The sequence below is a fragment of the Erwinia magellanica genome, from assembly GCF_039023495.1.
Lineage (GTDB): Bacteria > Pseudomonadota > Gammaproteobacteria > Enterobacterales > Enterobacteriaceae > Erwinia.
Map to the genome: position 1 here is coordinate 1 of NZ_JBCHVC010000002.1, position 23,492 is coordinate 23,492.

Genomic DNA, 23,492 nt, shown 5'->3' on the forward strand with positions numbered 1-23,492 from the left:
CACCTGAAGTCAGAAGAATTTTTCTGAAATCAGTACAGAATCGGTGGAGCGGTAGTTCAGTTGGTTAGAATACCTGCCTGTCACGCAGGGGGTCGCGGGTTCGAGCCCCGTCCGTTCCGCCACTAAACATAAGGCCCTGAGTCATAAGACTCAGGGCTTTTTTGTTTGCAAAATTTGAACAGCAGTGCCTTAAATCCTCTTATTCCCCTCAACCGGCTAAACCCCCTCCGCTTTTTTTAAACCAAGCCGATCGCCGTTTTCAATCCACTCACCCAGGAAGTCGATAAACGAACGGACGCGCATATTGACCGCCCGGTCACTGTAATAGACCGCGTTAAACGGCATCTCTACAGGCAATACTCTGTCTGCAAAAAGCTCCACAAGCGTTCCATCGCGTATCTCCCGGTCGACCATAAAGTCTGAGAGACAGGCGATGCCGTTCCCGGTCATGCAGAGCTGCTTAAGCGTTTCGCCGCTGTTTGAGGTGCAGGAAGGAGAGATATCGTAAAGCTCGCCGTCACTTTTGGCGACTGGCCAGCGGTTGAGGTGTAACGGCTCGACAAAGCCCAGACAGTCGTGATTTATCAGGTCTTCAGGCGACTGCGGTTCACCCTTTTGCTGAAGATAAGCGGGGCTGGCAATAATTCTGCGGTAGCTGTTAAAAAGATGGCGGGCACGAAGGCTGGAGTCACTCAGGTTACCCGCTCTGATCGCTACGTCTACTTTCCTTTCAATCAGATTAATAAAAGTCTCAGAAGAAACCAGCGACAGCGTAACTTCCGGATAACGTGCGCGGTAAGAGCTGATCATGGGCATCAGCAGATGCAGTACCACGGGTGTTGCTGCATCAATTCTTAGCAGCCCCTGCGGCATCAGTCGCTGCTCGGTCAGCTCATTTTCAGCCGCCGCCATCTCCTGCAAAATAAACTGCACGCGACGGAAATAAGTTTCCCCCTCCTGTGTCAGTTTGATCTGCCGGGTAGTGCGCGTAAGCAGTTCAACGCCTAATTTGTTCTCCAGCTTTTTCACCGCACGACTCACGGCAGAATTCGCCATCTCCAACTGTTCCGCCGCACGACTGAAACTGCCATTTTCTACTACGGCGACAAAAATAGTCAGCTCTTCTGAGTTAGTCTTCACTGTTGCTCCCGCAGCAAAATTCTGTCTGTACTTTAGATCTTTTTGTTATTGAAGCATGCGCTGAAACCGCGCGACAGTACAGGCTCTGGCAAAAGAAAGTTACGGCTCAGGGGAGCGCGATATTGCCCCAGAAAGCGTGGAGGTAGTGCCTTTAGTTTCCTCTTTTTAAAAGCTATAGCGGCATAGCTGAGTAAAACCCGACCACCTCAGCGCACACTTTCCAGAGCTGCCCGGGAGAGCTGTTTGCATTTGTTTACTGACTAACATGAGTTATTAGTCTGATCCGATTGAAACTCGGCGGTAAAGCCCCTATAAATGAATAACCCTATGATCCATTCAGCAGTTACTAAGGCCCGGTAGAGTGCGAAAGAAGACCTATGCCATGAGATATGTAGCAGGGCAGCCAGCGGAACGTATTTTTCCGCCCGGTGCAATGCTGCACGTCGGCAAAGCCTTGCCGCCCGGAGAGCCGCTGACTAATGAGTCCAGGCTGCGTGTGCTGGTATGGAACATTTTCAAGCAGCAGCGTGCTGACTGGCTTTCCGTCCTGCAAAATTTTGGTAAGGACGCGCATCTGGTTCTGTTACAGGAAGCGCAAACTACGCCTGAGCTGGTGCGCTTTGCCACCACCAACTATCTGGCTGCCGACCAGGTCCCGGCATTTGTGCTGCCACAGCATCCTTCCGGCGTTATGACGCTGGCCTCGGCACATCCCGTTTACTGCTGCCCGCTGCGCGAGCGCGAGCCATTGCTGAGGTTGTCGAAATCCGCGCTGGTGACAGCTTATCCATTACCCAACAGCGAAATGCTGATGGTGGTGAATATTCATGCTGTGAATTTCAGTCTGGGAATTGATGTTTACAGCAAACAGCTGGGGCCGATAGGCGAACAGATTATTCACCATAATGGGCCGGTCATCATGGCGGGTGATTTTAATGCGTGGAGCCGCCAGCGTATTAACGCCCTGTATACCTTCGCCCGCGACATGGGGCTGGAAGAAGTGAACTTTACTGACGACCATCGGCGAAAAGCATTTGGGCGTCCTTTAGATTTTGTTTTTTACCGCGGAATGGGCGTGGTTGAAGCCTCCGTGCTGGTGACCCGCGCCTCCGATCATAATCCCCTACTCGTTGAATTCCATCCCGGTAAGCCTGCGCTTCTCTAGGGGATCTCCGGCCTGCCGTTACGGGCAGGTCATTTCATCGCTCTGCCCAACTCAACAACCATCAGTAAGGATCGCAGAGAAATGAAATCGCATCATCATGATAACGTCGACAAACAGTTTGGTGACCAGGCAAACGCTTATCTGAACAGCGAAGTGCATGCCAGCGGGAATGATTTGGTCCGTCTGGGTGAACGTCTGCTTGCGGAGAAAGAGGCCCGTGTACTCGATTTAGGTTGTGGTGGGGGGCATGCCAGCTATGTCGCCGCGCAGCATGCTAAAAGCGTGGTGGCTTACGATCTTTCGGCAAAAATGCTGAGCGTCGTCGCCAGGGCCGCCAAAGAGCGGGGTTATGAAAACCTGACCACTCAGCAAGGCTATGCGGAATACCTGCCTTTTGAAGATGAGAGTTTTGATATCGTTATCAGCCGCTACTCTGCCCACCACTGGCATGATGTGGGAAGGGCACTGCGCGAGGTGAAGCGCGTCCTGAAGCCAGGCGGGAAGGCGATTTTTATCGATGTGAATGCGCCGGGCAATGCAGTACTGGATATCTGGTTACAAACCGTTGAAGCGCTGCGGGACACCTCTCACGTTCGTGATTATAACCCCGGCGAATGGCTGACGATGTTTACTGAAGCGGGGCTGACAATTAGTGCCGTAAGCTATGACCGTCTGGCGCTGGCGTTCAACAGCTGGATTGAGCGCATGCGCACACCCGCTGTTATGGTGGCTGCTATCCGGGCTTATCAGCAATCAGCTTCTGAGGAAGTACAGCGTTACTATGCTCAGCAGCCTGACGGCAGTTTCAGTACGGATGTTATTTTTATCGAAGCGGTTAAGCCCTGAGTTAAGCGGCCCCTGCCGGGGCCGTTCTTACACCAGTGCCACAGCCCGAATCGGTGAAGCTGAAGCGCCCTTGATCCTCAGCGGCAGCGCCATAAAGATAAATTCCGTCGGCAGGCTTTTCAGGTTCGCCAGATTTTCAATGATCAGGCAATCCGCTCCCAGCACCGCAAGATGGGCGGGGTGTTCTTCATTACTGTAGCGATCCAGTGACATGGCATCCGTTCCAAAAACCGTTACGCCTTTCTCAATAAGATAGCTTGCTCCATCTCCAGACAACCCCGGCCAGTTTTGCAGAAAGGCAGCATGGTGTGGACGGCATCGCCATTTTTCATCGTAACCCGTGCGAAAAATCACAATATCCTGAGCCAGGATGCCGCCATTGTCCGCTTCCCAGGCCTGGATCATCTCACAGGTAATATCGGCGTTTTCAGCCAGATGAGACATATCCAGACAGCGACCGCGCCCGGTCAGCTGTTGCACATCCACCTGCTCAATAGTCTTGCCCCCCTCAATAAAGTGCACCGGCGCATCAACGTGCGTACCGCAGTGATCGCCAAGCGTTAGCTGACAGTTATAGTTGCCGTCACCAGCGCTGTAATCCTCCGCACGGCTACAGAAAAACTTCCCATGCGTGGGCCACACTGGCATAAATTCCTCATACAGATGATTCAGCTCGATGAGGCGGCGTTGACGCAATAGAGTGATCAGATCGCTGGTCATATCAGGCCTTTTTCAGAATAACGGTTTCTTTAATAAACCACAGTGGCGCGCAGGAAAGCAGCAGCACGCCGACAATCACCATATAGTGAACGGTGAAGCCATAGCTGTGAATAATCCATCCGCTTACCGGGGCGACCAGAATGCCGGCAATCCCTACCGCCAGGCCAATCATTAAACCCATGCTGGAAGCGGCCGCGCGCGGTGAAGAGTCGATAAGTAAAGCGTAGGCAACCGGGTAGGGAGAGTTACGGAACAGTCCCCAGAAGATCAGGATTGCCCAGCCAAGCGCGGCAGAATGGATAAACATGCAAAGCGCAGCGGCCAGGATCCAGCCAGCGATAATAAAGCTCAGCGAGCGTTTACGGCCTTTCACGTCTGAGAAGCTGCCCCATAAAATCTGACCAATCCAGCCGGTAAGCCCGGAAGCGCCCGAGATAACGGCCGCTGTTGAAAGATCCAGACCTACTTCACGGGTCAGCTGTAAAGTCAGGAAGTTTGCGATGCCCATCTCGGCCCAGGTAAAGCCGAAAATCAGCACTATTGCCAGCTGACAGTTCCGGTTTTTCAGACAGGAGAGCGCATTGGCCCAGAGGGAGGCGTTCTCTACCGTATGCTGTAAGGCGTCAGAAACAGGCGGCGTAAGATTATTATCAACGATCCACTCATTGACCTTCTGATGATTCTTGCGGGTGCCGATAATCAGCTGTGCCACTAAAATCACCAGGCCAATCAGCGGAATAAACAGAAACGCTTCACGCCAGGTTGCAAACGCCAGAATTGCCGCAATCAGAACAGGGCCGATAAACTGCCCCAGCGGAAAGCCGGTATGATGTACACCGATGGCAAATCCCCGGTTCTCTTTCTGCCACCATTCACCCAGCAAGGCGACGTTAATGGGTTCGGAGCCACCGGTACCCATACCCATTGCCACTCTGAGCGCCTGAAAGGCCCCAAATGACTTACAGAACGCGGTAGCGATGCCAGAGACAATCTCGACCAGCACGGCCACACACCAGCTGTAACAGCGTTTATGTCCGGTACCTACCCAGTCAGAAAACAGGCCAAACAGGACGGCGCCAGTCAGCGTCCCAACAAAACTCAGGGAGTTAAGCCAGCCAGCCTGAACTTCAGTGAGATTAAAAGAGGTCATGATGGCTGGAAGCAGCGTTGGCAGAATAATCCTGTCGATGGAATTCATCAGGATGGCCAGCGTGGTGATTACCAGCATCCACCAGGAGAGAGGGTGCGCTCTGGGCAGCAGGCGCTTCAGCCCGCGTCTGGGGGCTTGTTCTTCAGAAGTGCCCTGTGTTTGTTTAGTGGTCTGTTGTGAAGCCAGTTCAGAAGAGGGGAGAGTCATATCTGGTGCCTTTCAGTGTCATCATCTTTTGCAGTCGCCTTTGTTAAGCGGCCTGCGCCCTGTTTATCGTTTTTCTTGTTATGTCTGCACACCGCAGAGGAGATCAAAAAGTAAACAAGTTGATAACTTAAGCACTGAGGTTACTACCATACAAGGGCGGTTGTACCGATACTGGATCTTGATCACAGTTGTGTGAGGAAGATTGCCGGAAGCGCAGAGAGGGTCACAGAGCAGTTTCAGGAAAAGCGGGTAGCGTTAACACATAAAAAAAGCCAATCCGTGGATTGGCTTTTATCGGTCAGCAGAGACCTTAGCTGTCTGGTGTAGTGGTAGTGCTCACAAACAGTGTCAGCTTATCGCCTGGCTGTAGCGTGGTGTCGCCGCTGTTATTCCAACGCACCACATCTTTGATGTTCACACCGTGCCCTTTAGCAATGCTGGCCAGAGAATCACCTTTACGTACTTTATAGGTGATGCTGTTGCCATTATCGGCCAGTTTGGTTGCGTTACCGCTTCCGCCCGTGCTCAGGGTCTGTCCCGGTTTGATGCTGGCTCCACGCAGGTTATTTGCGCGTTGCAGATCCTTAACCGTCACCTTCAAACGTTTTGCGATGCCAGACAGGGTATCGCCATTGCGAACCTTGTAGGAACCGGCTGTGGTATTGTTCGCCAACCCGGTCGGCTGCACCGCAGCTATGTCGCCTGTAGCCAGCGAGTTGCGTAGCTTAGCCACGTTCGACTTCGGCACCATGATGTATTGAGGCCCACCTTTTGGTGCTGTCGTGCCGCGCTTGTAACCCGCGTTATAGCTTTTCAGCTTACTCAGCGACATGCCTGACATCTCTGCCGCCTGCGTCAGCTCAATCTGCTGACCCACTTCCACACGTGCCAGAGCACGGGATTCATTAGGTGCAGGCAAACGAACACCATAACGCTTGTTGTTCTTCAGGATTTCGCCCAAAGCCAACATTTTTGGTACGTAGATCGTGGTTTCACGCGGCAGAGATAAGTGCCAGAAGTCCGTAGGTTTCCCGCGGGCTTTGTTGACCTTTACCGCTTTCATGACGCGTCCTTCACCGCTGTTATAGGCGGCAATGGTCAGTAACCAGTCGCCGTCAAACATCTTGTTCAGACGTTCCATCATGTCCAGCGCAACCTTGGTGGAAGCCACGACATCGCGACGTCCGTCATACCACTGGTTCTGCTTGAGACCATAATTTCGCCCCGTCTGCGGTACAATCTGCCAGATGCCTGCGGCATTGGCGGCTGAGGTCGCATGGGGGTCAAAAGCGCTCTCCACTATGGGTAGTAGTACCAGTTCCATCGGCATATTACGTTTCTTAATCTGCTCGACTATCCAGTACATATACGGCTCTGCCCGTAATGTTACATCGTGGAGATAGCTCTTGTTTCTTAAATATTTTTGCTTTTGTTCGCGTATCCGGGGGTTTTCCGGAACCTTCATCTTCAGCTCGGTACTGATGAGATTCCACAAATCTTGATCCTGCGTAAGGCTGGTTCCATCATCCTGCCAACGCGGTGATAACAACCGATCTGTGTCCTGCTCTGCTTCATTCTGACCTGCTGAAGACAAACTCTGTGCATGCTGTTCGGGAATGTTGGTGTCATGCTTCGACGCCTGGCAACCCACCAGCAAGACCGAGGCGAGTAATATCGCTTTAGCCTTCATGTGTGTGTCATTCTTCGCTTAAAAGACGAGCAACTATACTTGCTCGCCTGGAGCAACACAACCCGAAAAATCAAAAACGGTCTTTCTTCTCGCGTAGAGTTGCAAATACTTGCCATTCATGTTGTGGAGATGTTTCATAACCTATTTGTCTTTGCAATTCATGCTCTTGCGTTCTTAAGAAAACATTTATTCGCCGCTCTGTTGCCAGCTTTGTGGGCAGGGAAACCTGCTTTTTTGCGCGTAACTCTTTAATTTCACGGTAATAGCTCGCTATCTCGCTATCCCCAGGAAAAAGGGCATGTGAAAAGGTCAAATTCGATAATGTATATTCATGCGCGCAACAAACCAGCGTGTCGTCAGGGAGTCTGTTAAGCTTCTGAAAAGATTCAAACATTTGTTCAGGAGAGCCTTCTAACAAACGTCCGCAGCCGCCGGAGAACAGAGTATCGCCACAGAAAAGATAAGGGGCACTAAAATATGAGATATGTCCTAAAGTATGGCCGGGGGTATGAAAGACACTAAAAGTGCTCTCCAGCAGGGTAAAGCTATCTCCTTCGACAACGATTTCCGTGGCGCCTTTATCCGCTGTTTCCTGCGGGCCATAGACCACTAATTGAGGGTATCTCGCTACCAGTGTTTTTACGCCGTCGGTGTGATCATGATGGTGATGGGTAAGAAGAATGGCTACCGGCTGCCACTGATTTTTTTCCAGTACCGAGAGTACCGGAGCCGCTTCGCCTGGGTCGACGATCAGGCACTCTCCCCGGTCGTTATTTAATGTCCAGATGTAGTTATCCTGAAGTGCCGGAATGCTGGTAAGATTCATCATCGCCTCTGAATTGCCCGAAATGGAAAGAAGATGGTAAAGCATGAAGCCCGCTAAAACACGCCAAATTCGTCAGGTGCCGGACTCCTGGGCTGATATCCCCTGGGGAGAGTTTTACCGCGATGCCCTTAACAAACATCTGCAACCTTGCCTCGCCAGGATGTATGGCTTTCATCTGCTGAAAGTGGGGCCGTTGAGTGCGGAAATCGACACGGAAAGCTGTGCTATCTCTCATCAGGTCAATGTGGGGTTAAGCGGTGGGCCGTTACAGGTCAGGGCCGATCCCATGAGCCTGCCTTTTGAATCGAAATCCGTTGACGCCTGCCTGCTGGCGCACAGCCTGGCCTGGAGCAGCGACCCGCACCGTATTCTGCGGGAGGTTGACCGGGTACTGATAGACGATGGCTGGATTATTATCAGCGGCTTTAATCCCTTCAGCGTGCTGGGCATCGGCAAGCTGATCCCCGGTATTCATCGCCGTGTACCCTGGAACAGCCGGATGTTTACCCAGATGCGGTTAATGGACTGGCTCAGCCTGTTGAACTACGAAGTGGTGCAGCGCACGCGTTTTCAGGTGGTGCCCTGGAATCGCCAGGGCGGGAAGGTGATCAGTACTCATTTCCCCGCCCTTGGCTGCCTGAGCATCATTGTGGCCCGCAAGCGCACCTTCCCGCTGATCATGAATCCCGCTAAGAAGGCCGCCGCCAGGAGAAGATTAAGCCAGGCCGTCGGCGCCACCCGTCAGTTTCGCAGCGGAGCGGGGCATCAGGACCCGGACTGATAGCCAATATCTTCAAACGCCGGGCTGCCAGCCGCCGCCCGAGCCAGCTCATCGCAGCGCTCGTTCTCTTCGTGGCCCGCATGGCCTTTCACCCATTCCCATTTGATTTGATGATGGCTTAGCGCGCTATCCAGTCTTTTCCACAGGTCGACATTTTTCACCGGCTTTTTATCGGCGGTTTTCCAGCCACGCTTTTTCCAGTTATGGATCCAGCTGGTAATGCCCTGGCGAACATATTGGCTGTCCGTACTGAGCACCACTTCACATTTCTGCGACAGGGCTTCAAGCGCCACGATAGCCGCCATCAGCTCCATGCGGTTATTGGTGGTAAGAAAATAGCCTGCACTAAAGGTTTTTTCGTGCTTGCCGTAGCGCAAAATTGCGCCATAACCGCCCGGTCCGGGGTTACCGAGGCAGGAACCATCGGTGAATATTTCTACCTGCTTGGTCATCTCTGGTGGGATCTCTGCGTAAAAACCCTAAGTCTGACATAAATGGCCCTGCGGAGCACTGGATTAGATCGTGACAAAAGTCAGTACGCCCTTAATGAATTTTATTGCCGGCGGTATCCCTTTCTCGCCGCCAGCTCATTCATTAAGACCGGGGTAACCCGTTGTTAAACCCTGCTTTTATCGGCATGTTCCCTTCATACACCGACAGTAAAAATTTCACTTCGCGTGCGTTGCGCAAGTAAAGAAACCCCCAGATTACGCCAGAAGTGCTAAACCTTAAGGTTGAGTAAAAAAATAAATATTTTAACTGTACCCCCGCTCTCAACACTCTCTTTTGAGAACCTTTCCAACCCTAACGATGGGAAGTTTGCAATGTCGGATAAAATCACCCTTAACCTGCAAATAAACGGGCAGGAAAAACATCTTTCTCTCGATCCGCGCGTCACCTTGCTGGACGCACTCAGAGAGCACCTTGCACTGTCGGGCACCAAAAAAGGGTGCGATCAGGGCCAGTGCGGTGCCTGTACCGTGCACGTGAATGGCCGCAGAGTTCTGAGCTGTCTGACGCTGGCGGCACAGCTAGAAGGCGCAGAGATCACCACTATTGAAGGGCTTGAAAAGCCGGACGGAACGCTGCATGCGGTGCAGCAGAGCTTTTTGAAACATGATGGCTTCCAGTGTGGCTACTGTACTCCCGGACAGATTATGTCTGCTGTCTCCTGTATTAAAGAGGGACACGCAGGCTCTGAAAGTGAGATACGCGAATACATGAGCGGCAATCTCTGCCGCTGCGGCGCTTATCCACATATTGTCGATGCAATTAAAGAAGCGGCTGAACAGCTGGCCAGGGAGGCCGTATGAATCCTTTTAGCTGGCAAACAGCCGCCTCCGTCACCGAGGCCACTGCTAACAAAAAACAGCCCGGCACACAGCTGCTGGCTGGTGGCACCACCCAACTGGACTTAATGAAGTGTGATGTGTTTAAGCCCACCAGATTGATCCCCGTTACGCAGTTAACCGGGATGGACAACATCACCTTCAATGATGAGATCATCACCCTTGGCGCGATGGTTTACATGAGTGAGCTGGCCAGTCACGAAGCGTGTCAGCGCCAGGCTCCGGCTATTTATGAGAGCCTGTGGCAGGCCGCCTCGCCACAAATCCGCAATATGGCGACGCTTGGCGGCAATTTGTGCCAGCGTACCCGCTGTGGCTACTACCGTGACCCGCATACTTTCTCCGACTGTAACAAGCGTAATCCCGGTTCCGGCTGTGCCGCGCTGAAAGGGGTAAACCGCAACCATGCCATTCTGGGTGGAAGCGAGAGCTGCGTGGCGGTCTATCCGGGTGATTTGGCTGTAGCGCTAACTGCCTTTGATGCCGTTGTCATTCTGGAGAATGCGCAGGGCATAAAGCGCCGGGTTCCCATCGAACAGTTTTATTTACTACCGGGCGACTCCCCGGAGAAAGAGTTCGATATAGGGGATGACGAGATGATTACCGCAATCGAGATCCCGCAGACCCCTGCGCTGAAAAACTCCACTTATCTCAAGGTGCGCGATCGCAGCTCCTATGAGTTTGCGGCGGCCAGTGCGGCCGTTGGGCTGGTGGTAGAAAACGGCGTGATGGTTGATGTCCGTATTGCCTTGGGCGGCGTAGCCACCAAACCCTGGCGCGCCCGCACGGTAGAACAGGCGCTGAAAGGGCAGCGTTTTGATGAAGCATTGATTAATCAGGCCGCAGAGCAGGTTGTCGCCGAGGCTCAGCCCCTGGCCCATAATGCACATAAAATAAAACTGGCGCCGCGCGTTATCGCCCGGGCGCTGATGGCCGCAGGAGAAACAGCATGAGCAAACCGACAACTACACTGCGCCAGGATCTGTTGAAAGCTCCCGCAGCGCGGTCAGCCGCAGAGAGTGCGGGCGTGTCGCCGGTGAGCGAGCAAGCCAGCGAGAGTGCCGCTCAGGGGCAGCAACGGACGGAGAGTGTCAGGGGATTAGGCGCGCCCCGCTCGCGGGGTGATGGAGAGGTGAAAGTGACCGGACGGGCCACTTACGCTGTGGAATATCAAATTGAAAATGCAGCGCATGGTGTGGTGATCCAGTCCACCATCTCCAGCGGGCGAATAACGCATATTGCCACCGAAAAGGCGCAGGCGGTGCCCGGCGTGATTGCTGTCTACACGCACCAAAACAGGCTGAAAATTAATAAGCCCACCCCCATCGCTGACGGCGGCGCGGCGCAGTCTACTTACACACCTATCCAGGACGATATCATCCTGCATAACGGGCAAAACATTGGGCTGGTGGTAGCGGAAACCTTTGAACAGGCGACTTATGCCGCCTCGCTGATAGAGGTGAGCTACCAGGAAACTCCCGCGCTGATTTTTGCCACCGATGAAGGCGCTGAGCCGCAGCCTCTGCCCGATCAGGATATTGAGCTTGGCCAGGCGCAGGCGGCAATGGTGCGATCGGAGGTGCGGATAAACGAGCGTTACATCACGCCGCGTGAATACAACATGCCGATGGAGCCGCACGCCTGTATCGCCCACTGGCATAGCGGCAGCATGACCGTCTGGGAACCGAGCCAGTGGGTGAGCGGGGCACAGGTAGAGATTGCCGAATGGCTGGGGATTGCCAGAGAGCAGGTGCGGATTATCTCCCCTTACGTTGGCGGCGGATTTGGCTCCAAGCCGGTGCCCTACACGCATGTAGCCCTTGCCTGCGTAGCTTCTCGCGAACTTAACCGGCCGGTAAAAGTTTCGCTGACGCGTCCGCAAACCTTTACCGGCCTGGGCGGGCGTCCGGCTACTTCACAGCAGCTGGAGATGGGGGCGACGCGCGACGGGAAAATTCTCTCAATTATTCTTCGCAGCTTTAATGAAACCTCGCTACAGGACATGATTGCGGAAAACTGTAGTCATGTAACGGCCCGGATGTACGCCATTCCTGACCTCTCCGCACAGCATCAGATCGTGCCCATTAATACCGTGACGCCAGGCTGGATGCGTGCACCGGGTGAAAACCCCAGCTCGTTCGGGCTGGAAGTGGCGATGGATGAAATGGCCTATGCCCTGAATATCGATCCGCTGGAGCTGCGTTTACGCAACTGGGCGGATCACGACTACCAGCAAAACAAGCCCTGGAGTTCGCGCCGTCTGAAGGAGGCGTACCAGAAAGGCGCGGAAGCGTTTGGCTGGGCGAAGCGGTCGATGGCACCCCGATCGATGCGCGAAGGAAGAGAGCTGATCGGCTGGGGCATGGCAACCGGTACTTATCCGGTAAACCGTCTGCCGGCGGAGTCACGCATTATCCTCACGCCGCAAGGTGAGTTTATCGTGCAGTGCGCGGGAGCGGATATCGGGACCGGCACCTATACCATTCTTGCGCAAACCGCAGCGGACATTTTGCATGTCCCTTCCGAAACCATTTCGGTGCAGCTTGGCGACACGCGCTTACCGCGTGCTGGTGTGGCGGGGGGATCGCAGCTGGCCGGTAACCTCACGGCGGCAGTCAACGTCACCGCACATAAAATGCGGGATCGCCTGCTGACGCTGGCAAGGGAGCTGGAAGGCTCTCCGCTGAAAGGCGTAAGCCTTGAGCAGCTCTCGCTGGTGGGCGGCTCGGTGCGCATGGTCGGCACTCCTGCACAGGAGATCTCATTCGCCCAACTCCTGGCGCTGGCAGGCAGTGAGGCGCTGGAAGTAGAAGGCGGAACCTTCCCTGACAATCTTTCTGCTAAAGAGAAAGATGAGATGGTCGGCAGCCTGAACAGTATGGATCGTCCTGAAGATTTCTCGGCACACAGCTGGAGCGCGCAGTTTGTTGAAGTGGCAGTGGATGAAGACTTTGGCACCGTCCGGGTAAGAAGGATGGTTGCCGCCTATGACTGCGGCCAACTCTATAACCCTACGCTGGCGCGAAGCCAGTGGATTGGCGGCATGATCATGGGGCTGGGACAGGCGCTGCTGGAAGAGGGCATTGTCGACCCGAGAACGGGAAGGGTCATCAATAACAATCTGGCGGACTACCTGATTCCGGTCAATGCTGACGTACCCAACATCACCACTATCAATGTGGGCGAGCCAGATTATCAGGCCACCAAAATGGGCGGTAAAGCGGTGGGCGAGGTGGGTATTGTGGGCGTAGCGGCGGCAATCAGTAATGCCGTGTTCCATGCTACCGGCAAGCGAGTCCGGGATTTGCCCATCACTCTCGACAAAATAATTTAACGCTTTCTGAGTGAGTATGAACAGTGCAATTCTTGTTATGGCGGCCGGTTTTGGCCGCCGTTTTCGTCAGTCGGGCAGCGGAAATAAACTGCTGGCGAGGCTCAACGGTAAGCCCGTTTTGCAGCACACGCTGGAAAACGCACAGGCGACGGGGCGGCCAGTATTTGTGGTTTCGCAACCTTCCGATCGGGCTATCCATCAGCTTGCAGAGAAAGCGTCCCTGATCCTCTGCTCAAGCCAGGGATTGGGAGAGTCTCTGGCCGCTGGCATCAGAGCTTGTTCAGACTATGACGGCTGGGTGATTACCCTGGGGGATATGCCCTGGCTTCAGACAACCAGCTATCTGGCGGTTATCCGGGCGCTGGAAACCTATCCGCTTGTCCGGCCCGTTATCAATGGGCAGCCCGGCCATCCGGTTGGGTTTCAGCGACAGTTTTATGCCGAACTCTCTTCTTTAAGCGGCGACACAGGAGCAAAAAGGTTGTTGCAGAACTTTCCCACGCATTGCATTGAGCTTGAAGATAAAGGCTGTCTGCTGGACGTGGATTATCCGGCAACACTTTCCGGTAAGGAGACAGCATGATCAGATTGGATCAACAGGTGATCAACGAGGCGCTGCGCTGGCATCAAGAGGCGCAGCCAGTCTGGCTTTGTACCGTCTTGCGTACCTATGGCTCCTCTCCCCGCGCACCAGGCACCATGATGAGCGTCAACGGTCGGGGGGAGCACTGTGGATCGCTCTCCGGTGGCTGTATCGAGGAGGATTTTCTGGCGCAGCTCTCGATGGGGAGCTATCGCGAGAGCAGCCAGCTTATTCGCTATGGCGAAGGGGGGATGCGTCCCTCTGTTGAGCTTCCCTGTGGCGGCAGCCTGGAAATCGTAATCGAATATCTTCCACCCGATGAGCAAACCCGGACGCTTTTACAGGCAATGCAGGCTGCTTTATTGGGTAAACAACGCCTGGTGAAAACGCTTGTCGTGGGCCAGCGGGCAGAATTTGAGGTGCCGGAAGCGGACAGAATGTTGCCGCCGTTAAGCATCACGGAAAACCGCATCCAGTTACCTGTGGGGGCTGTCCCGGAACTGATGGTGGCGGGCTATTCGCCGGTGGCTTTTGAGTGCATTCGCCTCGGGCAGATACTGGGTTTTCATGTTCGTATTTGCGAACATCGCCCTGAAAGCCTGAGCGAGATTGAACGCTATTTTACCGGTGCAGACAACATCACCATTGTGCCGCAGCATCCCGCTCGCTGGCTGGAAATCAACGGCGCGGGGGCCAGCGTAGCCATCGTTTCATTAACGCACGACCCGCGTATTGATGAGCTGACGATGATGGAAGCGATCAATACCCAGGCCTTTTATCTGGGTGTGATGGGATCTGAGAGGAACAGCGAAAAGCGCAGGAGGCGGTTACAGCAAATTGCCGGCATGAGCCGTGAGGATCTGGAGCGCATTCATGCACCAGTCGGCCTGCGGATTGGCAGTAAAACGCCTGCGGAAATCGCTCTGTCGATTATGGCGGACATCGTCAGGGTAAAAAATGGTGAACAGCTCTGACGTTTTATCAGCGCGAGAAAAATGGCTGGCGCAGGTTGCGAGTGGTATTCTTGGCGCCATCAGTGCGCATATTTAGTGCCTCCGCTGGCTGCGCAGATCTTTACTTACAGTGAGTCATCACCCATGAGCCTACAAAAATCTTCTGACAGGATCATCGTCCTCGATACCGAAACCACCGGTATGAATATGATTGGGGTGCACTATGAAGGGCACCGCATTATTGAAATCGGTGCTGTGGAGGTCGTTAACCGCCGTCTGACCGGCAATAACTTCCATGTTTATCTGAAACCCGATCGGCTGGTGGACCCGGAAGCCTTTGGCGTTCACGGAATTGCCGACGAGTTTCTGGCGGACAAACCCTCTTTTGCCGAAATTGCCGATGAGTTTATCGCCTATATAGAGGGTGCAGAGCTGGTGATCCATAACGCCTCGTTCGATATCGGCTTTATGGATTATGAGTTCAGCAAACTGAACCGCAATATCCCCAAGACCGAGACCTTCTGCCAGATTACCGACAGCCTGGCGATGGCGCGAAAAATGTTTCCGGGCAAGCGTAACAGCCTGGATGCGCTCTGCTCACGCTATGAAATAGACAACACCAAGCGAACCCTGCATGGCGCTCTGCTGGACTCCGAAATTCTGGCGGAAGTGTTCCTGGCGATGACTGGCGGACAAACGTCGCTGACCTTCCAGATGGAGGGTGATCAGCAGCAGCAGAGCAATGGCGATACGATCCACCGCATTACCCGTCCTGCTTCAGGTCTGCGCGTTCTGGCGGCGAGCGAGGCTGAAATTAACGCCCATGAAGCGCGCCTGGATTTAGTAATGAAAAAGGGCGGCAGCTGCCTCTGGCGGGCGTAACGGCACCTGTTATTGTGATAAAGGTGAAAAAACAGGCAGTCAGTCTTAAACTACTATAAAAAGCGTTGACGGCATGATGGCCTGCCCGTAATATTCGCCCCGTTCCCGACGGGGAACAAAGCGCGGAGCGGTAGTTCAGTTGGTTAGAATACCTGCCTGTCACGCAGGGGGTCGCGGGTTCGAGCCCCGTCCGTTCCGCCAAATATTCAGGCCCATGTTAGTAATAACATGGGCCTTTTTCTTGTCTGAATTTTTCGGTATGCCATCCGGTATCCTGTTGCCGTCTGGCTTGTATGTGCCGGTATCCTTTCTTATTGGACACGATTGAGTTTTCCGATCTCTGTCATAATTCCGCCAACATCCTCTTGATTTTCCTGCCAGATTTACAGAGCCAGTTCGTCACCAAATCTCACCATAAGCTTATGAAAATACTCATTACGCCCCGCTCAAACAGCGCACCTTTGCTCTGATGCAGTTGCTTAAAGGTACTCTCTACTTTCAACAGGGATCTCGTTCCCTGCAAGGTTTCGATCTCAACCGCGCAAAACCCGTTTTCTTTCCAGGAGTTCTCTGTAAGACCAGCCTGGTCGCCCACGCCGCTGCTCATTGATAAGCTTGAGTTATGGGTGCTGATTATTTTATACTCACTTTATAACCCTGCAAAATAAAGGGATTTTACGCATTACGCTTATCAGATGGATAACGTTGAAACTACAGCCGGGGACATCGATCTCCTGATGCAGGGTACAGGGCTGTTGGCTCTTGCCAGCAGAGCCGGTCAGCCTCCGATGGTTGAAGATGCGCTGTACCAGCATTGTCTCTGGCAGATAGAGGATAATCAGACCGCGAAGGGGGCGTCTGAATATCTCACCGAAGCGATCAAATTTTCCCGCTGTGTTTGTGTGGCTGAAGCAAAAATGTCCCCACCGAACAGGGATATGCTCACCTGGTGGTGCAGGCCTCTACAGAGCCATTTATCCGAACACTCCATGACGGCGCTCTTTTCTACGGCCCATCAAAAAGCTGTTACGTGAACTAACCCCCTCCGCTCGAGTTGAAAAGGGCTGCAACAACATACGCCTACAGGGGGCTAAGGCCACGAGTAAAGTCATGCGGGGAGACTAACCAATGGGATATCTCTCTAAAAAAATGGTGTTATTTTACAAAAACTGTCTGGGAATAGCGGCTCGGGAAAAATATTACGGAACACCGAAAAGTATTTGAAGATAATTGTGATTGTCCTTTTAGCTATTAATTAGTACGGCATTTACAGGGAAAGTTGTTAACAGAGAGGGATATTATGCATACCATCATGTCTCAATTTGAGCCACTGGCGAATGCTTCATCAAAAGATGAAGTCATGTTACAAGTGGAACAAATAGTAAAATCGCTGGGATTTGAGCGGTTTTTGTTTGCCGTTGTTCCCAAGCCGGGTGCGCCGAACGCAGGTATCTTTCTGCACAGTACTTATCCGGAAGAGTGGCGTAAGTACTATGATAGTCAAAATTTACGTTCTGACGATCCCACGGTGTCCCACTGCTTTAAATCAATGAGTCCCTTTATTTGGCTGCCCGAATCCTTTCAAACCCCGGAGCAAAAGAGGCTCTATGAAGAAGCCTCCTCTTTCGGGTTGCGTACTGGTGTTACTCTACCCATTCATGGTCTCTCGGGGGAAGTGGGGATGTTGACCTGTGTGCGTGATGAATTATCCGGTCAGAATTTTCGGCAAGATCTCAAACAAAATCTGAGTAGCCTTTCCTTACTGCGTGATGTTGTCTGTGATGCTATGAGTGCTTATATCACTATGGAGATAACAGCTGATAAAGCCACGCCGAAAATAACAGTGCGGGAATTAGATTGCTTACGTTGGATGGCCATTGGCAAAACCACATGGGAGATTAGCCGAATCTTAAGTATCAGTGAAGCTGGGGTCAATTTCCATATTTCTAATTTGCGAAATAAATTTGGTGTGAATCGTCGTAATGAGGTGGTAATAAAGGCGATTCGAACAGGGATTATTACCCTACCTTAAAAGATTATTAACTGCATTCCTTTTATCGCAGTTTGTGAATCAATAAGGGGATACTCTTCGCTCTGTTGTTAATTAATAATTAAATCTTTCCGGAAGGGCAGGCTGATAGTAAATTTTGGGTAAGCTTTAGCGATGAAAGTAGAACTTTATGCCTGTGATATTCTGTGGAACAGTGCCTGTCGGGTTTTTTTTCCAGGATAAATTTCCAATGCTACCGCCCGCACTTTACCAATATTTAGTGGCGCGCCAAATCGTAAAATATCAATGCCCGTATGGCGCAGTAAACGCTCAATAGCGACCGTTGTGACAGTTACATATTTATCTATACCCTTTTCATCGGCGAAGGTAACAATTTTTCTCATTGCCTCCATTGTGCACTGAGCAAAGCCAAAATGGTTGTTGTTGTCTGTTTCAATCGCAAACCTGCTCAGTTCCCATACTCGCTCACTTACTGGAGCTAAAACACCATGTAGCAGTTCGGGGAAGGTATCTTTCAACATATAAGGACCTTTAGTGGGTAGCAAGCGCCAACAGCCGCAGACGTGATCAGTATTATTACGAATGACCATATAGTAAGGGTTGAGTGCATCATAGCTGTCAATCTCCATGCCATTTAACACGGGAACCTCCCAGCCCATACGATCCTTAAAAATTTTAGCCCGTAATTGATGAATATCTCTCAGTTCATTGTTATTAAATTTATTGCGTGGCTCAATTTTGATGTTTGATTCCATATATCTTCCACACTGTGGTTGTTGTACAGTAGATTTTATATAATTCAGCTAATTTGTGCTAATGAATTTTTCCTGGTTACCAGTGAAGCTCACACAAAGGAAAGATAACGGATATTGCCACACGCTCAATGCCGACGACCTATCAACTTTGCTAGTTTTTCCCTGGACAGGTATCTGCTTTAATAACGTTATTGTTTTTTTCACCCCCACGCAAGCAAGCCGTGACAAACAAATATGCAGATGAGTTATGAATGATGGGAAAGAGGTTTAGAGTTTGAATATGAATATGTCAAATAACCCAGACGATAAACTGGCTCTCATTACTGGTGCAACCGGTGGTATTGGTAAGTCAATTGTGAAAAGGCTTTGTGAAGATGGTTTTTCACCGATAATAGTTGCCCGTTCAACAGAACGCTTAACGAAGTTTGCCTTGGATCTTAAAGCAGAATATCCTCATCTTGATATTATTAGCGAGATTTGCGATATATCGATTTGTTCTGACGTAAAGAAGCTTTTTAAACGCATACAAGCGCAGGGCATCAAAATAAGCGTATTAGTTAATGGTGTCGGAATTTCAGGTGGTGGTATTACGTCTGAGATTAGTGATGAAATATGGCTGAATGTTATAAACACTAACTTGAATGGCATGTTTTATGTGACGCGTGAGTTACTGCGTTTAGAAATGATGCCCCCTGGTGGACGTATTATTAATATTGCTTCAACAGGAGGAAAGCAGGGGGTTATCCATGGTTCACCTTACTGCGCATCCAAGCACGGCATGGTGGGATTCACTAAGGCACTGGGGCTTGAACTGGCACGAAATAGTTCAGGAATCACGGTTAATGCAGTATGTCCAGGGTTTGTAGAAACGGACATGGCGGAACGCGTCAGAGAACACTATGCCGCTATCTGGGATGTTAAGGTGGAGGAGGCAAGACGCCGTATTGAAGAGCGAATCCCTATTGGACGCTATATAACTGTAGAGGAGGTAGCTGCAATGGTGTCATATCTTTCCTCACCTCTTGCCAGTGGCGTGACTGCTCAAGCGCTAAATGTTTGTGGTGGACTGGGAAATTATTGACTTTAACTGGAGGTCAATATGGCAGGCTGGACTGATATATGGATCGCCAAAATAAAAGAAACTGATGAGGTTTCAATACTGGCTCTATCGCGAGAAGCGGATCGTAAACGTTATGAAAAAATCATTCCGTCTAAACGGAAACGTAATTTTGCCTTCAGAAGAGCCGTGCTGAACTTTGTTTTACAGCATTATGTAGACTCATATTCCATTGAACGTGACGCTAATGGAAAACCCTATGTTATATCTCATGATAATAATGATAAATTTCATTTCAGCAGTAGTTCGTCAGAAGAATTTTGTGTGGTAGCTGTTTCTGGGAATAGGATAGGGGCAGATCTTGAAATGAGGCAGCAATCAGTGGATCTGATCAGCATTTGTGAAAAATACTTACCAGCCTTTATTGATATAAGTGATGTATGGAAAGAAAGCAGAATCATTAAACAATTAGCAATGTGTGCCTGGTGTCGTATGGAATCATTCGTCAAACTCAATGGGTTAACTTTGCATAAGATGTTATTTGGTTCACAAACCAAGGGGCAGGACAATCACGCAGAGAGAGCCAGCTCGGATACTGTTATTTCAGGCAGAGAATTTGTTTGTGTTGTATCACAATTTGACGATACAGAATTAAAGAATATTTATCACGTTGCTTTCGAGAAAATTCATCATGAGTGAGTTAAAGCGTATTATTGACCTGAGTGTGAGTATAGATCCAGATTTTTGGGAGCCGGAGCCAGTAATACGAAAAGTTGTTAATCATCGGGATGGTGCTGATAAGCTAGGTAAGAGTTATTTGCACTTCCAGGTAATGAGTTTTTGGCGGCGTTGCTGGATGAAAATAGTAAAACCAGCGAAGTATAATATCGATCACCGGGATTTCCCTGATGGCATGGGGCTTTCTTTAATGACTTACAGCCTGACCACTCATACGGGAACACATATCGATTCTCCTTACCATTACGGTTGGCGTTCCGGTAAAAAGGGTAAGCAAAAGACCGTGACGGATATTCCGCTGTCATGGTGTTATGGGCGCGGTGTTTTGCTTGACTTTTCGGATCGGCATGCAGTCATTGATGCAGTACGTGTGCAACAGAAATTGGCCAGTACAGGACATGAGTTAGCCGCTGGAGATATTATCCTGATTAATACTGGCGCTTATAAAAATCTGGGTAAACGTGAATACTTTACCGCTTATCAGGCGATTGATACGAGTGCTTTAGCCTGGCTTATTGAACGTGGTATCCGTGTGATCGGCACCGATGCCTTCAGCTTTGACCCGCCTTTCTGTGACATGATTGCTCATTATAAGCAAACAGGAAATAAAGAGGTTCTATGGCCTGCCCATTTTTTTGGCAGAGATAATGAGTATTTGCAGATAGAGCGATTGGGTAATCTCGAAGAGTTGCCCAATGCTACCGGATTTCAGGTGTGCTGTTTTCCAATTAAGCTAAAAAATGCCGATGCCGCATGGAGTCGAGTGGTTGCCATTATTGATTAAATAAATTACAGACCCACTTAGCAATGAAATTAAACTGGAGGCTAATCGCAATGCCTGCGATAAGAAATGAAGATGTAATGCTAATGAAACCCTACCCAAATAAATGTTATTTACCCTTTGTATTATATCCGCCAGGTATGCATAAAAATATGGAGGGTAGTGATTTTGTTACCAATAACATTAACATGGATCAAGATGGAGTCGATTTTACATTATATATTGGGGTGCCTTTTTGCCGTACCCGTTGTAAATCCTGCCCGTATTTTATTAAGCTGTTGCCTGAGAATGACAAACATAATCGTGAAGATGAGTATGTTAACGCTTTACTCAAAGACATGAAAAAATGGGCAGCGTTTCGTAAATTTGGTGAGGGGAAACTGAAAAGCATTTTTATTGGTGGGGGGACGGGTAGTATTTTAAAAACAGCCAATCTAAAACGCATTGTTGATGCTGTGTTTGAAAATTTTAAGGTTGATGTGGATTACGAATTTACCCTGGAAGGTAATGCCCGTGATTTTGATGATGAAAAAATAGTTTATGTCGCAGATTCATTTATCAATCGCCTGAGCCTGGGCGTACAGTCTTTCCATCCCGAAATCCTCACGGTAGTGGGGTCTCCCCATGCAGCACAGGACAGTGTCAGAGTTATCCGTGCATTCCAGGAGAGAGGACTGACCAATATTCAAATGGACCTTATGTATAACATGCCGGGCCATACACTGGATATTTGGAAAAGCGATTTAAAAACGCTTAATGAACTGGGTGTGCCGCACTTTACCATTTATTTATACCGTATTCATAATGATACCCCACAAAGCCAACTGATCAATCGGGGAAAAATTCAACCGCCAGTAAATCCGGAAAATACAATGGTTAAGGCCATGTACCGTGAAGCAAAAAAAATGGCTGAAGAGATGGGGTATCAGATGTATATGATGGACCATTTTTGCAAACCGGGATATGAGAATAAATATAATCACTCGAACTGGAAGGTTGACAATGAAACCCTGGCTCTTGGCCCCGGCTCATACAGCTACTTTGATGGTTATCGCCTTGGCACTGAGTCTGATGTTGAAAAGTATATTGAACACGTCAACCGTGGTGAATTCCTCATTAGTTCAGTAACGGATCTTATGTCCGGGCGTGTACAACGTGAACGACATGTTGTCTTCGCATTAGTATATTTCAAAATTGAATACAAATTTTATCGCAATAAGTTTGGCACCGATTTTCTTGACGATTTTTCTGAAGAAATCACACGTCTGGAACGTAAAGGATTAGTAGAGTTAAAAGATGATTGCATGCAACTTACCGAGCTGGGTTTGATCTGGCATGCGAATGTTATTCTGGAATTCTTTAACCCTGCATTTTGGGGAGACACCGATTCTCTGAATGAGAAAAACTGGTCACTGAATGGGGTTATGGTAGAAGTTGGCGCGCGTGAGCGTTCATATTGGCTGGGAGATAAAAATGATCTCTCCTCCTTATTCGAAATTAAAAATCCAAAGGAAACAGATTATGCCTCACAATGTTAAATATATCGCCTCTTATCAGGCAACAACTCATGCATCAGCGGACGATGTTTGGGCTGTCTGGGCTGATGTGAATAATTGGAAAAAATGGGATTCAGGTATCGTGCATTCCGAAATTCTACACCCGTTTTCAGCAGGAAATACGTTTTCTCTTACCCCACAAGGTGGCGAACCTATTCCGGTTACATTAAAAACAGTGACGCCGGGTAAAGAATTTTCCGATGAGGCCGTACTGCCCTTTGGAGTACTGCGTAACATTCATCGCATTGAACAACTTGGGCAGCAAATCACGATTACGCATGAAATTCATGCTGAGATTGCGCAAGAGGCATCTGGCTTCTTTGGTGAGGAGATTTGGCCACACATGCAGGGTGGCTTGCCTGAGTCGGTAAACAATATTATTTCCCTGGTAACTGCTAAGTAAATAAGTATTCGGCTTGATTAAAGGATCAAGCCGATTATCCCAGAAGGAGAGTTACGATGACAAAGTATTGGTGTGGCGTTGTCTCCCGAGAACATATTAAAATTGGGGAACAAGGCGGCTTCTGTCAGGTATGCCACGGAAAACGCTCACCGCTAGCCAGGATGGCTGTGGGGGACGGCATTGTTTTTTATTCGCCCGTTCTGAAATTTCAGGGAAAAGAGAAATGTCAGAGCTTTACCGCCATCGGTACTGTCATTGGAGAGGAAACCTATCAGTTTCAGATGACCCCATCCTTTGTACCCTACCGACGGGATGTTGCTTATCAGCCCTGTGTTGATGCTCCTATCCACCCATTACTTGATCAACTTAGTTTCACAGCCGGGAACAGTAATTGGGGATATAAATTCCGATTTGGTCACTTTGAAATAACGGCCAACGACTTTTTTTTGTTAGCGAAGGCTATGTTACCAAATAGTGCAGAAAACTTTCTTACGCCGGTTGAGCCTGTATCTTTGGGCCAAAATCTGGATTTATTTACCGAATAAACTGAGTGGCAGCAATTATG

At 50.3% G+C, this 23,492-nt stretch carries 24 protein-coding genes and 2 tRNA genes; 19 read left to right on the top strand and 7 right to left on the bottom strand.

The features are described 5' to 3' along the window. Positions 1–45: 45 nt before the first annotated feature. Positions 46–122, top strand: a tRNA-Asp gene (locus tag AAH450_RS07010). A gap of 94 nt (positions 123–216) precedes the next feature. Here the strand turns inward: AAH450_RS07010 and yafC are convergent. Then, positions 217–1,140, bottom strand: coding sequence for a DNA-binding transcriptional regulator YafC (yafC, locus tag AAH450_RS07015; protein WP_342909593.1), 924 nt, complete (start codon positions 1,138–1,140; stop codon positions 217–219). A 361-nt stretch (positions 1,141–1,501) separates the two neighbouring features. Between yafC and AAH450_RS07020 the strand changes: the two genes are divergently transcribed. Both AAH450_RS07020 and AAH450_RS07025 read left to right on the top strand, forming a co-directional pair. Beyond that, positions 1,502–2,305, top strand: a complete 804-nt coding sequence (locus tag AAH450_RS07020; protein ID WP_342909594.1) for an endonuclease/exonuclease/phosphatase family protein — start codon at positions 1,502–1,504, stop codon at positions 2,303–2,305. Positions 2,306–2,386: 81 nt separating this feature from the next. Next, complete coding sequence (locus tag AAH450_RS07025; RefSeq protein WP_342909595.1) at positions 2,387–3,151, top strand: class I SAM-dependent methyltransferase; 765 nt, start codon at positions 2,387–2,389, stop codon at positions 3,149–3,151. Between the two features lie 27 nt (positions 3,152–3,178). Here AAH450_RS07025 and AAH450_RS07030 read toward each other — a convergent pair whose 3' ends face one another. From AAH450_RS07030 to gloB, 4 genes are all read right to left on the bottom strand, one after another. After that, positions 3,179–3,871 (bottom strand): cyclase family protein, encoded by a 693-nt coding sequence (locus AAH450_RS07030; protein WP_342909596.1) that lies wholly within the window; start codon positions 3,869–3,871, stop codon positions 3,179–3,181. 1 nt (position 3,872) lies between these two features. Beyond that, the gene (locus AAH450_RS07035; protein WP_342909597.1) at positions 3,873–5,228 is read right to left on the bottom strand and encodes an MFS transporter; all 1,356 of its coding nucleotides are present in this window, start codon (positions 5,226–5,228) and stop codon (positions 3,873–3,875) included. A 310-nt stretch (positions 5,229–5,538) separates the two neighbouring features. Continuing rightward, complete coding sequence (mltD, locus tag AAH450_RS07040) at positions 5,539–6,918, bottom strand: murein transglycosylase D (protein ID WP_342909598.1); 1,380 nt, start codon at positions 6,916–6,918, stop codon at positions 5,539–5,541. A 70-nt stretch (positions 6,919–6,988) separates the two neighbouring features. Beyond that, positions 6,989–7,744, bottom strand: a complete 756-nt coding sequence (gene gloB, locus AAH450_RS07045) for a hydroxyacylglutathione hydrolase (protein WP_342910355.1) — start codon at positions 7,742–7,744, stop codon at positions 6,989–6,991. A gap of 43 nt (positions 7,745–7,787) precedes the next feature. Here gloB and AAH450_RS07050 point away from each other — a divergent pair, with 43 nt between their 5' ends. Beyond that, positions 7,788–8,525 carry a class I SAM-dependent methyltransferase gene (locus AAH450_RS07050; RefSeq protein ID WP_342909599.1) on the top strand — a complete coding sequence of 246 codons (738 nt, stop codon included), beginning with the start codon at positions 7,788–7,790 and terminating at the stop codon, positions 8,523–8,525. Here AAH450_RS07050 and rnhA read toward each other — a convergent pair. Then, on the bottom strand, positions 8,510–8,977 hold the full coding sequence (rnhA, locus tag AAH450_RS07055; RefSeq protein ID WP_342909600.1) for a ribonuclease HI: 468 nt from the start codon (positions 8,975–8,977) through the stop codon (positions 8,510–8,512). The two genes, AAH450_RS07050 and rnhA, sit on opposite strands and share 16 nt — an antisense overlap. 372 nt (positions 8,978–9,349) lie before the next feature. On the opposite strand from rnhA, the gene AAH450_RS07060 reads away from it, so the two are divergent. The 9 genes from AAH450_RS07060 (at position 9,350) to AAH450_RS07100 (ending at position 17,658) form a co-directional block, all read left to right on the top strand. Next, positions 9,350–9,838 (top strand): (2Fe-2S)-binding protein, encoded by a 489-nt coding sequence (locus AAH450_RS07060; protein WP_342909601.1) that lies wholly within the window; start codon positions 9,350–9,352, stop codon positions 9,836–9,838. Then, the gene (locus AAH450_RS07065; RefSeq protein ID WP_342909602.1) at positions 9,835–10,827 is read left to right on the top strand and encodes an FAD binding domain-containing protein; all 993 of its coding nucleotides are present in this window, start codon (positions 9,835–9,837) and stop codon (positions 10,825–10,827) included. Before AAH450_RS07060 ends, AAH450_RS07065 begins: the two co-directional genes overlap by 4 nt. Then, complete coding sequence (locus AAH450_RS07070; protein WP_342909603.1) at positions 10,824–13,208, top strand: xanthine dehydrogenase family protein molybdopterin-binding subunit; 2,385 nt, start codon at positions 10,824–10,826, stop codon at positions 13,206–13,208. Before AAH450_RS07065 ends, AAH450_RS07070 begins: the two co-directional genes overlap by 4 nt. A 16-nt stretch (positions 13,209–13,224) precedes the next feature. After that, complete coding sequence (locus AAH450_RS07075; RefSeq protein ID WP_342909604.1) at positions 13,225–13,791, top strand: nucleotidyltransferase family protein; 567 nt, start codon at positions 13,225–13,227, stop codon at positions 13,789–13,791. Then, positions 13,788–14,765: an XdhC family protein gene (locus tag AAH450_RS07080; protein ID WP_342909605.1), complete on the top strand. Its 978-nt coding sequence runs from the start codon at positions 13,788–13,790 to the stop codon at positions 14,763–14,765. The genes AAH450_RS07075 and AAH450_RS07080 overlap by 4 nt, the downstream gene beginning before the upstream one ends. A 123-nt stretch (positions 14,766–14,888) precedes the next feature. Next, positions 14,889–15,626, top strand: coding sequence for a DNA polymerase III subunit epsilon (dnaQ, locus tag AAH450_RS07085; RefSeq protein WP_342909606.1), 738 nt, complete (start codon positions 14,889–14,891; stop codon positions 15,624–15,626). 124 nt (positions 15,627–15,750) lie between these two features. Further along, a tRNA-Asp gene (locus AAH450_RS07090) sits at positions 15,751–15,827 on the top strand. Positions 15,828–16,321: 494 nt separating this feature from the next. Next, entirely contained in the window at positions 16,322–16,660 is a 339-nt protein-coding gene (locus AAH450_RS07095) for a hypothetical protein (protein WP_342909607.1), read from the top strand. Between the two features lie 266 nt (positions 16,661–16,926). Further along, positions 16,927–17,658 (top strand): helix-turn-helix transcriptional regulator, encoded by a 732-nt coding sequence (locus AAH450_RS07100; RefSeq protein WP_342909608.1) that lies wholly within the window; start codon positions 16,927–16,929, stop codon positions 17,656–17,658. A gap of 146 nt (positions 17,659–17,804) precedes the next feature. Here the strand turns inward: AAH450_RS07100 and AAH450_RS07105 are convergent, their stop codons facing one another. Continuing rightward, the gene (locus tag AAH450_RS07105) at positions 17,805–18,392 is read right to left on the bottom strand and encodes an acyl-homoserine-lactone synthase (RefSeq protein WP_342909609.1); all 588 of its coding nucleotides are present in this window, start codon (positions 18,390–18,392) and stop codon (positions 17,805–17,807) included. Positions 18,393–18,672: 280 nt separating this feature from the next. On the opposite strand from AAH450_RS07105, the gene AAH450_RS07110 reads away from it, so the two are divergent. The 6 genes from AAH450_RS07110 (at position 18,673) to AAH450_RS07135 (ending at position 23,472) form a co-directional block, all read left to right on the top strand. After that, the gene (locus tag AAH450_RS07110; RefSeq protein ID WP_342910356.1) at positions 18,673–19,473 is read left to right on the top strand and encodes an SDR family NAD(P)-dependent oxidoreductase; all 801 of its coding nucleotides are present in this window, start codon (positions 18,673–18,675) and stop codon (positions 19,471–19,473) included. Between the two features lie 18 nt (positions 19,474–19,491). Then, a complete protein-coding gene (locus AAH450_RS07115) occupies positions 19,492–20,148 on the top strand; it encodes a 4'-phosphopantetheinyl transferase family protein (protein WP_342909610.1) in 657 nt (218 codons plus the stop codon). After that, the gene (locus tag AAH450_RS07120) at positions 20,141–20,971 is read left to right on the top strand and encodes a cyclase family protein (protein WP_342909611.1); all 831 of its coding nucleotides are present in this window, start codon (positions 20,141–20,143) and stop codon (positions 20,969–20,971) included. Before AAH450_RS07115 ends, AAH450_RS07120 begins: the two co-directional genes overlap by 8 nt. Positions 20,972–21,048: 77 nt before the next feature. Beyond that, positions 21,049–22,506: a coproporphyrinogen-III oxidase family protein gene (locus tag AAH450_RS07125; RefSeq protein WP_342909612.1), complete on the top strand. Its 1,458-nt coding sequence runs from the start codon at positions 21,049–21,051 to the stop codon at positions 22,504–22,506. Beyond that, positions 22,490–22,927 carry an SRPBCC family protein gene (locus AAH450_RS07130; protein WP_342909613.1) on the top strand — a complete coding sequence of 146 codons (438 nt, stop codon included), beginning with the start codon at positions 22,490–22,492 and terminating at the stop codon, positions 22,925–22,927. Before AAH450_RS07125 ends, AAH450_RS07130 begins: the two co-directional genes overlap by 17 nt. 56 nt (positions 22,928–22,983) lie before the next feature. Continuing rightward, positions 22,984–23,472: an EVE domain-containing protein gene (locus AAH450_RS07135; RefSeq protein ID WP_342909614.1), complete on the top strand. Its 489-nt coding sequence runs from the start codon at positions 22,984–22,986 to the stop codon at positions 23,470–23,472. The last annotated feature ends 20 nt before the right edge of the window (positions 23,473–23,492 follow it).

Coding starts and splice junctions, on each gene's coding strand:
- AAH450_RS07125 (WP_342909612.1), top strand. CDS start 21,049: ATGCTAATGAAACCCTACCCAAATAAATGTTATTTACCCTTTGTATTA.
- AAH450_RS07030 (WP_342909596.1), bottom strand. CDS start 3,871: ATGACCAGCGATCTGATCACTCTATTGCGTCAACGCCGCCTCATCGAG.
- AAH450_RS07075 (WP_342909604.1), top strand. CDS start 13,225: ATGAACAGTGCAATTCTTGTTATGGCGGCCGGTTTTGGCCGCCGTTTT.
- AAH450_RS07100 (WP_342909608.1), top strand. CDS start 16,927: ATGCATACCATCATGTCTCAATTTGAGCCACTGGCGAATGCTTCATCA.
- AAH450_RS07050 (WP_342909599.1), top strand. CDS start 7,788: ATGAAGCCCGCTAAAACACGCCAAATTCGTCAGGTGCCGGACTCCTGG.
- AAH450_RS07065 (WP_342909602.1), top strand. CDS start 9,835: ATGAATCCTTTTAGCTGGCAAACAGCCGCCTCCGTCACCGAGGCCACT.
- gloB (WP_342910355.1), bottom strand. CDS start 7,744: ATGAATCTTACCAGCATTCCGGCACTTCAGGATAACTACATCTGGACA.
- AAH450_RS07060 (WP_342909601.1), top strand. CDS start 9,350: ATGTCGGATAAAATCACCCTTAACCTGCAAATAAACGGGCAGGAAAAA.
- mltD (WP_342909598.1), bottom strand. CDS start 6,918: ATGAAGGCTAAAGCGATATTACTCGCCTCGGTCTTGCTGGTGGGTTGC.
- AAH450_RS07035 (WP_342909597.1), bottom strand. CDS start 5,228: ATGACTCTCCCCTCTTCTGAACTGGCTTCACAACAGACCACTAAACAA.
- AAH450_RS07105 (WP_342909609.1), bottom strand. CDS start 18,392: ATGGAATCAAACATCAAAATTGAGCCACGCAATAAATTTAATAACAAT.
- AAH450_RS07095 (WP_342909607.1), top strand. CDS start 16,322: ATGGATAACGTTGAAACTACAGCCGGGGACATCGATCTCCTGATGCAG.
- rnhA (WP_342909600.1), bottom strand. CDS start 8,977: ATGACCAAGCAGGTAGAAATATTCACCGATGGTTCCTGCCTCGGTAAC.
- AAH450_RS07115 (WP_342909610.1), top strand. CDS start 19,492: ATGGCAGGCTGGACTGATATATGGATCGCCAAAATAAAAGAAACTGAT.
- AAH450_RS07130 (WP_342909613.1), top strand. CDS start 22,490: ATGCCTCACAATGTTAAATATATCGCCTCTTATCAGGCAACAACTCAT.
- dnaQ (WP_342909606.1), top strand. CDS start 14,889: ATGAGCCTACAAAAATCTTCTGACAGGATCATCGTCCTCGATACCGAA.
- AAH450_RS07120 (WP_342909611.1), top strand. CDS start 20,141: ATGAGTGAGTTAAAGCGTATTATTGACCTGAGTGTGAGTATAGATCCA.
- AAH450_RS07025 (WP_342909595.1), top strand. CDS start 2,387: ATGAAATCGCATCATCATGATAACGTCGACAAACAGTTTGGTGACCAG.
- AAH450_RS07080 (WP_342909605.1), top strand. CDS start 13,788: ATGATCAGATTGGATCAACAGGTGATCAACGAGGCGCTGCGCTGGCAT.
- AAH450_RS07070 (WP_342909603.1), top strand. CDS start 10,824: ATGAGCAAACCGACAACTACACTGCGCCAGGATCTGTTGAAAGCTCCC.
- AAH450_RS07110 (WP_342910356.1), top strand. CDS start 18,673: ATGAATATGTCAAATAACCCAGACGATAAACTGGCTCTCATTACTGGT.
- AAH450_RS07135 (WP_342909614.1), top strand. CDS start 22,984: ATGACAAAGTATTGGTGTGGCGTTGTCTCCCGAGAACATATTAAAATT.